Genomic DNA, 9,315 nt, shown 5'->3' on the forward strand with positions numbered 1-9,315 from the left:
GGTCCGGGTGCCGATCGTCCATGCCATCGAGGCGGACGACTTCGCCCGCTGCGGCGGCGACTTCTACGCCCGCGGGCACATCCGCCTGATCGCCCGGGTGGTCGGCCTGGACGGCGAGGCCCTGGTCGCCCGGTACGACGCCGCGCACGGCGGCCCGCCCGCCGCCAGGCGCCCGGCGACCCAGCTGATCGACAGCGGCCCGATCAAGGTGCCCCGCCGCGGCCGGCCGAACTGGGCGGCCGCCATGGTCGCCGCGATCGTCGCCGTGGTCGCGCTGATCGGCTTCAACCTGGTCAGCGGCACGGGCGGGCGCGGCAGCACCGGCTCGGCCAGCGCGCCGCTGCCCAGCGGCTCGGGGACCGGCTCGGTGGCCCCCGCCGCCACGCCCGCCGTCCAGCCGCCGGCTCCCGTGCCCAGCGCCGCCGCGATCGCCGCCGTCCCGGCCGACAAGGTCACCGTGAAGCTGGTCGCCGAGGGCACCAGCTGGGTCTCGGCGATGGACGGCAGCGGCAAGTCGCTGTTCCAGAACAACATCAGCAACGGCCAGGACCAGACCTTCACCGACCCCCGGCAGATCAAGCTGGTGCTCGGCAACGGCGGGGCCGTGCACGCGTACGTCAACGGGAAGGACCTCGGCCTCCTCGGCAAGGACGGCCAGGTGGTGCACGTCACGTACACCCCCGGAGACCCGCAGGCTGGCTGACCACAGGGGCCGGACGGCCCGCTGATGATCAGCTGATCCGAGGCGCGCGGACTCCGGGGCCAACGGCACCGGAGCCCGCGCGTTAATCTTGGGCCTATGCCTGAACGCCGTACTGTCGCCCTTGTCACGCTCGGATGCGCCCGCAACGAGGTGGACTCCGAGGAACTCGCCGGGCGACTGGAAGCCGACGGCTGGTTGCTCGTCGACGACGCCGCCGAAGCGGACGTCGCCGTGGTCAACACCTGCGGCTTCGTCGAGGCCGCCAAGAAGGACTCCGTGGACGCCCTGCTGGAGGCCAACGACCTCAAGGGACACGGCCGCACCCAGGCCGTCGTCGCGGTCGGCTGCATGGCCGAGCGGTACGGCAAGGAGCTCGCCGACGCGCTGCCCGAGGCCGACGGCGTGCTCGGCTTCGACGACTACACCAACATCTCCGACCGCCTGCAGACGATCCTCTCCGGCGGCCACCACGCCCCGCACCTGCCGCGCGACCGCCGCAAGCTGCTGCCGGTCAGCCCGGCCGAGCGGCAGTCCGCCGCCGAGGCCGTCGCGCTGCCCGGCCACGGCGCCGAGGCCCCCGCCGAGCCGATCACCGACCTGCCCGACGGCCTCGCCCCCGCCTCCGGCCCGCGCACCCTGCGCAAGCGGCTGGACGACAACCCGGTGGCCTCGGTCAAGCTCGCCTCCGGCTGCGACCGCCGCTGCTCCTTCTGCGCCATCCCGGCCTTCCGCGGCTCCTTCATCTCCCGGCGCCCCTCCGACGTGCTGAACGAGGCCCAGTGGCTGGCCGGGCAGGGCGTGCGCGAGATCGTCCTGGTGAGCGAGAACAACACCTCGTACGGCAAGGACCTCGGCGACATCCGGCTGCTGGAGACGCTGCTCGGCGAGATCGCCGCGATCGAGGGCGTCGAGCGGGTCCGGGTCTCCTACCTCCAGCCGGCCGAGATGCGCCCGGGCCTGATCGACTCGATGACCGGGACCGCCGACGTGGTGCCCTACTTCGACCTGTCCTTCCAGCACTCGGCACCCGCCGTGCTGCGCCGGATGCGCCGCTTCGGCTCCACCGACCAGTTCCTGGAACTGCTGGGGACCATCCGCGGCAAGGCCCCGCAGGCCGGCGCCCGGTCCAACTTCATCGTCGGCTTCCCCGGTGAGACCGAGGAGGACTTCGCCGAGCTGGAGCGCTTCGTCACCCACGCCGGGCTGGACGCGATCGGCGTCTTCGGCTACTCGGACGAGGACGGCACCGAGGCCGCGACCTACGACGGCAAGCTCGCCGAGGACGTGATCGCCGACCGTCTGGACCGGCTGAGCCGGCTGGCCGAGGAGATGACCGCCCAGCGGGCCGAGCAGCGGATCGGCACCGAGGTCGAGGTGCTGATCGAGTCGGTCGAGGACGGCGTGGTCGAGGGCCGCTCCGCGCACCAGGCCCCGGAGACCGACGGCCTGACCACCCTCACCGGCGTCGAGGCGCCCGGGATCGGCCAGTTCTGGCGGGCCAAGGTGGTCGCCAGCGAGGGCGTCGACCTGATCGCCGAGGCGCTGGAGCAGGTGCGACCGCCCAGGACCCCGGGCGCCGAGGTCGCGGGGGCCAAGGTCTCGGGAGTCGGGGAATGACCAAGGGGCCCGTCGCCCCGGCCGCGGCCCACCCGGGCAGACCGGTGGCCGCGGCGGCGTCCGCCCCGGGGGTCTGGAACATCGCCAACGTGCTCACGATGGTCCGGGTGCTGCTGGTGCCGGTCTTCGTGGCCCTGCTGTTCGCCGACGACGGGCACAACCCCAAGTGGCGCGCGGTCGCCTGGGCGGCGTTCGCGATCGCGATGATCACCGACCTGTTCGACGGCGAGCTCGCCCGGCGCAAGGGCCTGGTCACCGACTTCGGCAAGATCGCCGACCCGATCGCCGACAAGGCGATCATGGGCTCGGCGCTGATCGGCCTCTCGGTGCTCGGCGACCTGCCCTGGTGGGTCACCGTGGTGATCCTGGCCCGCGAGCTCGGCATCACGCTGATGCGCTTCTGGGTGATCCGTTACGGCGTCATCCCGGCCAGCCGCGGCGGCAAGCTCAAGACGCTCACCCAGGGCACCGCGGTCGGCATGTACGTGCTGCCGCTGACCGGCTGGCTGGCCACCGGGCGGGCCGTGCTGATGGGCCTGGCGGTACTGCTGACCGTCGGCACCGCGCTGGACTACATCGGACAGGCGCTGCGACTGCGCCGCGAGGGACAGGCCGCGGCCCGGGCCGGCCGCTGAGCGACGGGGGAGACCGGGTGGCGGAGCGGGACGTGGCGCAGCGGGACGCGGCGGAGCGGGACTACGAGCTGGCCGAGCGGGCGCACGCCGCGCTGCGGGCCGAGGGCGGCACGCTGGCGGTCGCCGAATCGCTGACCGGGGGTCTGCTGGCCGCCGCGCTGGTGGACGTCCCCGGGGCGTCCGCGACCTTCCGGGGCTCGGTCACCGCGTACGCGACCGAACTGAAGGCCTCGGTGCTCGGGGTGGACGAGGGCCTGCTGGACGTGTACGGGCCGGTCCATCCGGTGGTGGCCCGGCAGATGGCCGAGGGCGTGCGCGGATTGCTGGGGGCCACGTACGGGCTCGCGACGACCGGGGTGGCCGGGCCCGACCCGCAGGACGGGCGGCCGGTGGGCACGGTGCACCTGGCGGTCGCCGGCCCGGGGGGAACTCTGGTCAGTTCTCCCCTGCTGTCGGGCGGTCGTGCCACAATCCGTCACGGGGCGGTGACCGCGGCGCTGGAGCTGCTGGTCGGTCGGTTCGCACGGTAGGAGCCCGCCGGGCGGGGATCTCCACCGAACCGGGATCCGGCGATCCGGTGCGCGGGTATGGGACAGCTGGAGGATCGTGTTACATCCAACACCCTGGTTGGGCAGAAACCAGGTGGCGAACGAGTTGCGTGACGGTGGCGGGGCGGGTCGCGACGGGTACCACGAAGGGCCCGCGAACCCCGGTGCGACACCGGAACGAGGAGGGGGACGGCCTTGCAGCCCAGAGTGAACACGACCAGGGTCCCCGCACGCGAAGCGGGCAAGGCGGTACGGTGGGGTCGTGACATCTCGATCCGCAGTCCGAGGAGGGAGGCACCGATGATCCTGCTTCGTCGCCTACTGGGCGATGTACTGCGTCGGCAGCGCCAGCGCCAGGGCCGCACACTCCGCGAGGTGTCGGCGGCCGCCAGGGTTTCGCTCGGATACCTCTCCGAGGTCGAGCGGGGACAGAAGGAGGCGTCCTCGGAACTGCTCTCCGCCATCTGCGACGCACTCGATGTCCGGATGTCCGAGGTCATGCGCGAGGTCAGCGACGAACTGTCGCTCGCCGAACTTGCGGCGATGGCCACCCTCTCCGAAGGTGATCTGCTGAGGCCGGTACTCGAACCGGTTCCGCTGCCCGCCCCCGGCACCGACCGGGCGACCCTGTCGCCCAAGGCCGCCGCGATGGACGTGGTCGCCGCCTGATCCCGGCCTCGACTCCCGGGCGCCCCTGCCCGGGGCGAGCGAAGGGAGGGCGGTCGTGCGAACAGACGCGCAGACGCGCCCGATGGCCCGAATACGGGCCCGGGCGCGGCTGTCCACCCGGGTACGGCGTCCGGTGCGCCGGCTGTTGGTGCTCTCGGCGGCCGGGCTCGCCTGGTGGCTCCTGGTGGTCCGGGGGCAGTTGACCGACGGTGCGGTGCTGGGGCTGCTCGCGGCCGGCGGCTGGGGACTCGGTCTCATCCCGGTCCACGCCGACTGGAACGCGACCGGACCGGCCCGGCGTCCGCGCGCGGCACCGGTGGAGCCGGTGGAGGTACAGCCGCCGCCGACCGGGTGATTCGACGGGGCCGGAGGCCGCGGGGCCCGACCCCGCGGCCTCCGGCCTTTCGGCGTTCCCCGCCGGTCCCCGCGGCGGGGCCGGAACCGCGCGGTCAGGGGCGCAGGCGCAGGCCGCGCGGGGTGGCGTGGAAGCCGGCCTCCTCCAGGGCGCGGCCGAGATCCGAGCCGAGGGCGGGCTCGCCGTTGGCCCGCTCGACCGTCACGCTGCCGAGCGCGCCCTCCCGGACGGCGGCCGCGAGCGCCCCGGCCGCCAGGGCCAGGGTGGCTCCGTCCTGCGGCCAGGCCAGCAGGGACTTGCCGCCGCGCTCGACGTACAGCGCCGGCTCGCCGTCCACCAGGACCACCAGGGCGCCCGCCTTGCGCCCCGGGCGGTGGGCGGTGGACTCCTTGCCGCCGGGGGCGGTGGGCGGCTCGGGCCAGGGCAGGGCGGCGCCGTACGCGTTGGCCGGGTCCGCTGCCGCCAGCACCAGCGTCTGCGGCGGCTCGCCCACCGGGGCGGCCGGCCACTCGGCGGCCCGGGCCCGCTCCAGCCGGCCGTTCACCGAGCGCAGCCGGTCCGCCGCGCCCTCCATGGCGAACTGGGCGCCGCCCAGGCCCTCGACGAAGTAGCCCCGGCGGGCCCGGCCGCGCTCCTCCATCGCGGCGAGCACCCGGTAGACGCCGGCGAAGCCGCCGGGCACCCGTTCGGCCGCCACCGTGCCCCGGGTGAGCAGGCCGTGCCGGTCCAGCAGGCTCTGCGCCCGGGCGGTGGCCCGGACCGTCGGGTCGGCGGCGAAGGCGGGCAGCAGCGACCACCGGCCGGCCACCGTCGGCGGGCCGCTGCGCAGGGCGCCGCCGACCCGGCCGAAGGCGCGGCCGGCGCCGCCGTAGCGGCCGCGCGGGGTGGACCTCGGCGCGCGGTGGGCGGTGGCGCCGGCCGTCCGGCCGGAGCCGAGCAGGGCACGCAGCGGGGCGAGGGTGTCGTTGGTGACGTGACCGGCCCAGACCAGGTCCCAGAGCGCCTCGACGATCTCCGCCTCGGCGGTCTCCTCCGGCAACTGCTGGACGAGCTGGCGGAAGAACAGGCCGTAGCCGCCGGCCAGCGCGGACATCAGGGCGCTGTGCACCGGGGTGAGCGCGGGCGGAACGGGCTCGGGGCGCAGCAGGTGGGCGTTCTCGGCGAGGTGCAGGCTGAGCCAGCCGTCCTTGCCGGGCAGCGCGCCGGCCCCGCACCAGCCGACCTCGCCGGCCGCCATCAGCTCGTCCAGCAGACCGGGGGAGTAGTCGGTGAGCCGGGCCGGGAGAATCAGCTTCTCCAGCGCGGAGGCGGGCAGGGCGGTGCCCTGGAGCTGCTCGACCACCCGCAGCAGGCCGTCCGGGCCGCGCAGCCGGTGGCCGGACAGGTGCTGCCACTGCGGCAGGAAGGCGGCCAGGGCGCGCGGCGGGACCGGCTCGACCTCCTGGCGCAGGGCCGCCAGCGAGCGGCGGCGCAACCGGCGCAGCACCTCGGCGTCGCACCACTCGGGGGCGGTGTGGCTCTCGGCGGGCCTGAAGCGGCCCTGGACCAGACGGCCGGCGGCGGTCAGGCGGTGCAGGGTGCCGGCGACCACGGCGCCGCCCAGGCCGTAGCGGGCGGCGGCCTCCGCGGCGGTGAACGGGCCGTGGGTGCGGGCGTGGCGGGCGATCAGATCGCCCAGCGGATCCTTGACCGGTTCGGTGAAGGCCTCCGGGACACCCACCGGCAGCGGCGTGCCCAGCGCGTCGCGCAGCCGTCCGGCGTCCTCGATCGCCGTCCAGCGCTGCTCGCCGGCGATCCGGACCTGGATCACCCGGCGGGCCGCCTCCAGCTCCAGGGCCCAGAGCGGATCGGCGCCGCGGAGCGTCAACTCGGCCTCGGTGAGCGGGCCGAGCAGGCGCAGGGCGTCGGCGACACCCTCGGCGTCCTTGATCCGGCGCTCGGGGGTGAGGCGCTGGAGCTCGGCCTCCAGCTCGGTGAGCACCTGCGGGTCGAGCAGTTCGCTCAGCTCGGCCTGGCCGAGGAGTTCGGACAGCAGCCGGGAGTCGAGCGAGAGGGCGGCGGCACGGCGCTCGGCGAGCGGGGAGTCGCCCTCGTAGAGGAACTGGGCGACGTAGCCGAACAGCAGCGAGCGGGCGAAGGGCGAGGGCTCCGCGGTGGTGACCTCGACCAGGCGGACGGCGCGGGACTCCAGATCGCCCATCAGTTCGACCAGGCCGGGGACGTCGAACACGTCCTGCAGGCACTCCCGGACGGCCTCCAGGACGATCGGGAACGAGCCGTACTCGGAGGCGACTTCGAGCAACTGGGCGGCGCGCTGGCGCTGCTGCCAGAGCGGGGTGCGGCGGCCGGGGCTGCGGCGGGGGAGCAGCAGGGCGCGGCCGGCGCACTCCCGGAAGCGGGAGGCGAACAGGGCGGAGCCGCCGACCTGGTCGGTGACCAGCTGCTCGATCTCGCCGGGGTCGAACAGGGCGGCGTCGGCGCCGACCGGCGCTTCGTCCGCGACCGCCTGCTCCGGGGGGCCGCCGAAGTCGAAGTCGGCGGCCAGCAGGTCGGCGTCGGGCAGGCGCAGCACGATGCCGTCGTCGGCGTGCATGACCTGCGGGTCCAGGCCGTGCTTCTCGCGCAGCCGGGCGCCGAGGGCGAGCGCCCAGGGGGCGTGCACCTGGGCGCCGAAGGGGGAGTGGATGACGATCCGCCAGTCGCCGAGCTCGTCCCGGAAGCGCTCGACCACGATGGTGCGGTCGTCCGGGAGGTGGCCGCAGGCGGCGCGCTGCTCGGCCAGGTAGTCCAGCAGGTTGGCGGCCGCCCAGTCGTCCAGGCCGGCCTGCTGGAGGCGCTCGGTGGCGGCCTCGGGCCGGAGGGCACCCAGTTCGCGGGTGAAGGCGCCGAGGGCGCGGCCGAGTTCGAGCGGACGGCCGAGGGTGTCGCCCTTCCAGAACGGGAGCCGGCCGGGGACGCCGGGAGCCGGGGTGACCAGCACCTTGTCGTGGGTGATCTCCTCGATCCGCCAGGAGGTGGTGCCGAGGGTGAACACGTCGCCGACGCGGGACTCGTAGACCATCTCCTCGTCGAGCTCCCCGACCCGGCCGCCGCCCTTCTTCCCCGTCTTCGAATCGGACGCGGTGGTGCCGACGATGAAGACGCCGAACAGGCCGCGGTCGGGGATGGTGCCGCCGGAGGTGACGGCCAGCCGCTGGGCGCCGGGGCGGCCGGTCACCGTGCCGGCCACCCGGTCCCACACCAGGCGGGGGCGCAGCTCGGCGAAGGCGTCCGAGGGGTAGCGGCCGGCCAGCATGTCGAGCACGGCGTCGAACGCGGACTGCGGGAGGGTGGCGAAGGGGGCGGCGCGGCGGACCACGGCGAGCAGCTCGTCCACCGGCCAGACGTCCAGGGCCGTCATCGCGACCAGCTGCTGGGCGAGCACGTCCAGCGGGTTGCGCGGGATGCGCAGCGACTCGATCCGGCCGGCCCGCATCCGCTCGGTGACCACGGCGGACTGCACGAGGTCCCCCCGGTACTTGGGGAAGAAGACACCGGTGGAGACGGCGCCGACCTGGTGGCCGGCCCGGCCGACCCGCTGCAGGCCGGAGGCGACCGAGGGCGGGGACTCGACCTGGACGACCAGCTCGACGGCGCCCATGTCGATGCCCAGCTCCAGGCTGGAGGTGGCGACCACGGCGGGCAGCCGGCCGGCCTTCAACTCCTCCTCGACGAGCGACCGCTGCTCCTTGGAGACGGAGCCGTGGTGGGCCCGGGCGATCACCGGGGGCGCGCCCTTGGCCGCGCCCGAGCCGCCCATCAGCTCGGCCGGGGCGTGCGCCCCGGGGACGGCGGTGCCGGTGGCGCGCTCATAGGCGATCTCGTTCAGCCGGTTGCACAGCCGCTCGGCCAGCCGGCGGGAGTTGGCGAAGACGATGGTCGAGCGGTGCGCCTCGACCAGGTCGACGATCCGCTCCTCGACGTGCGGCCAGATCGACGCGCCCCCGGCCTGGCGGCCGGGAGGTGCCCCCAGCCGCTGCGGGTCGGTGCCGGCGGAGCCGCCGGTGGCCGGAGCGGCGGGCAGGTCGTCCAGGTCGGGGACGGGGACGACCACCGAGAGGTCGAAGTCCTTCTCGGAGGCGGGCTGGACCACGGCGGCGCCGCGCCGGGGGCTCAGGAAGCGGGCCACCTCCTCGACCGGGCGGACCGTCGCGGACAGGCCAATCCGGCGGGCCGGGCGGTCCAGCAGCTCGTCCAGCCGCTCCAGGCTGAGCGCGAGGTGCGCGCCGCGCTTGGTGCCGGCGACCGCGTGCACCTCGTCCAGGATCACCGTGTCCACGCCGCGCAGGGCCTCCCGGGAGGCGGAGGTGAGCAGCAGGAACAGCGACTCGGGGGTGGTGATCAGGATGTCCGGCGGGTGGGTCGCGAAGCGGCGGCGGTCGGCGGCCGGGGTGTCGCCGGAGCGGATGGCGACCTGGACCTCCGGTTCGGGCAGGCCGAGCCGGACGGCGGCCTGGCGCAGGCCGGCCAGCGGGGCGCGCAGGTTCCGTTCGACGTCCACCGCGAGCGCCTTGAGCGGCGAGACGTAGAGGACCCGGCAGCGGCGTCTGGGTTCGGCGGGGGGCGGGGTGGTGCTGAGGCGGTCGAGGGCGGAGAGGAAGGCGGCCAGCGTCTTGCCGGAGCCGGTGGGGGCGACCACCAGGACGTCCGTCCCCCGCTGGATGGCCCGCCAGGCCTCGGACTGGGCGGCGGTGGGGGCGGAGAAGGCGCCGGTGAACCAGGCCCGGGTGGCCGGGGCGAAACCGGCCA

The 9,315-nt window shown here is 75.2% G+C and carries 7 protein-coding genes; 6 read left to right on the forward strand and 1 reads right to left on the reverse strand.

Going from position 1 to position 9,315, the window contains the following annotated elements; translation table 11 throughout:
* From ACIQOV_RS13365 to ACIQOV_RS13390, 6 genes are all read left to right on the forward strand, one after another.
* Positions 1 to 703: helix-turn-helix domain-containing protein (locus tag ACIQOV_RS13365; protein ID WP_401048228.1), on the forward strand; the 703-nt coding region annotated here is incomplete at its 5' end.
* A 96-nt stretch (positions 704 to 799) separates the two neighbouring features.
* On the forward strand, positions 800 to 2,320 hold the full coding sequence (rimO, locus tag ACIQOV_RS13370) for a 30S ribosomal protein S12 methylthiotransferase RimO (protein ID WP_401048230.1): 1,521 nt from the start codon (positions 800 to 802) through the stop codon (positions 2,318 to 2,320).
* Complete coding sequence (pgsA, locus tag ACIQOV_RS13375) at positions 2,317 to 2,955, forward strand: CDP-diacylglycerol--glycerol-3-phosphate 3-phosphatidyltransferase (RefSeq protein ID WP_401048233.1); 639 nt, start codon at positions 2,317 to 2,319, stop codon at positions 2,953 to 2,955. Before rimO ends, pgsA begins: the two co-directional genes overlap by 4 nt.
* A gap of 17 nt (positions 2,956 to 2,972) precedes the next feature.
* The gene (locus ACIQOV_RS13380) at positions 2,973 to 3,485 is read left to right on the forward strand and encodes a CinA family protein (protein ID WP_380352587.1); all 513 of its coding nucleotides are present in this window, start codon (positions 2,973 to 2,975) and stop codon (positions 3,483 to 3,485) included.
* Between the two features lie 318 nt (positions 3,486 to 3,803).
* The gene (locus ACIQOV_RS13385) at positions 3,804 to 4,172 is read left to right on the forward strand and encodes a helix-turn-helix domain-containing protein (protein ID WP_387694057.1); all 369 of its coding nucleotides are present in this window, start codon (positions 3,804 to 3,806) and stop codon (positions 4,170 to 4,172) included.
* A 55-nt stretch (positions 4,173 to 4,227) separates the two neighbouring features.
* Positions 4,228 to 4,527 carry a hypothetical protein gene (locus ACIQOV_RS13390; protein ID WP_401048235.1) on the forward strand — a complete coding sequence of 100 codons (300 nt, stop codon included), beginning with the start codon at positions 4,228 to 4,230 and terminating at the stop codon, positions 4,525 to 4,527.
* Between the two features lie 94 nt (positions 4,528 to 4,621).
* Here ACIQOV_RS13390 and ACIQOV_RS13395 read toward each other — a convergent pair.
* Positions 4,622 to 9,315 (reverse strand): ATP-dependent helicase (locus tag ACIQOV_RS13395; protein ID WP_401048237.1); only part of this gene is annotated, 4,694 nt, incomplete at its 5' end.

The sequence above is a fragment of the Kitasatospora sp. NPDC091257 genome (genome assembly GCF_044757675.1).
In the GTDB taxonomy this organism is placed as follows: domain Bacteria; phylum Actinomycetota; class Actinomycetes; order Streptomycetales; family Streptomycetaceae; genus Kitasatospora; species Kitasatospora lactacystinica.

What these genes read in the sequence shown, in the direction of transcription:
- rimO (WP_401048230.1), top strand. Translation starts at nt 800, where the DNA reads ATGCCTGAACGCCGTACTGTCGCCCTTGTCACGCTCGGATGCGCCCGC.
- pgsA (WP_401048233.1), top strand. Translation starts at nt 2,317, where the DNA reads ATGACCAAGGGGCCCGTCGCCCCGGCCGCGGCCCACCCGGGCAGACCG.
- ACIQOV_RS13385 (WP_387694057.1), top strand. Translation starts at nt 3,804, where the DNA reads ATGATCCTGCTTCGTCGCCTACTGGGCGATGTACTGCGTCGGCAGCGC.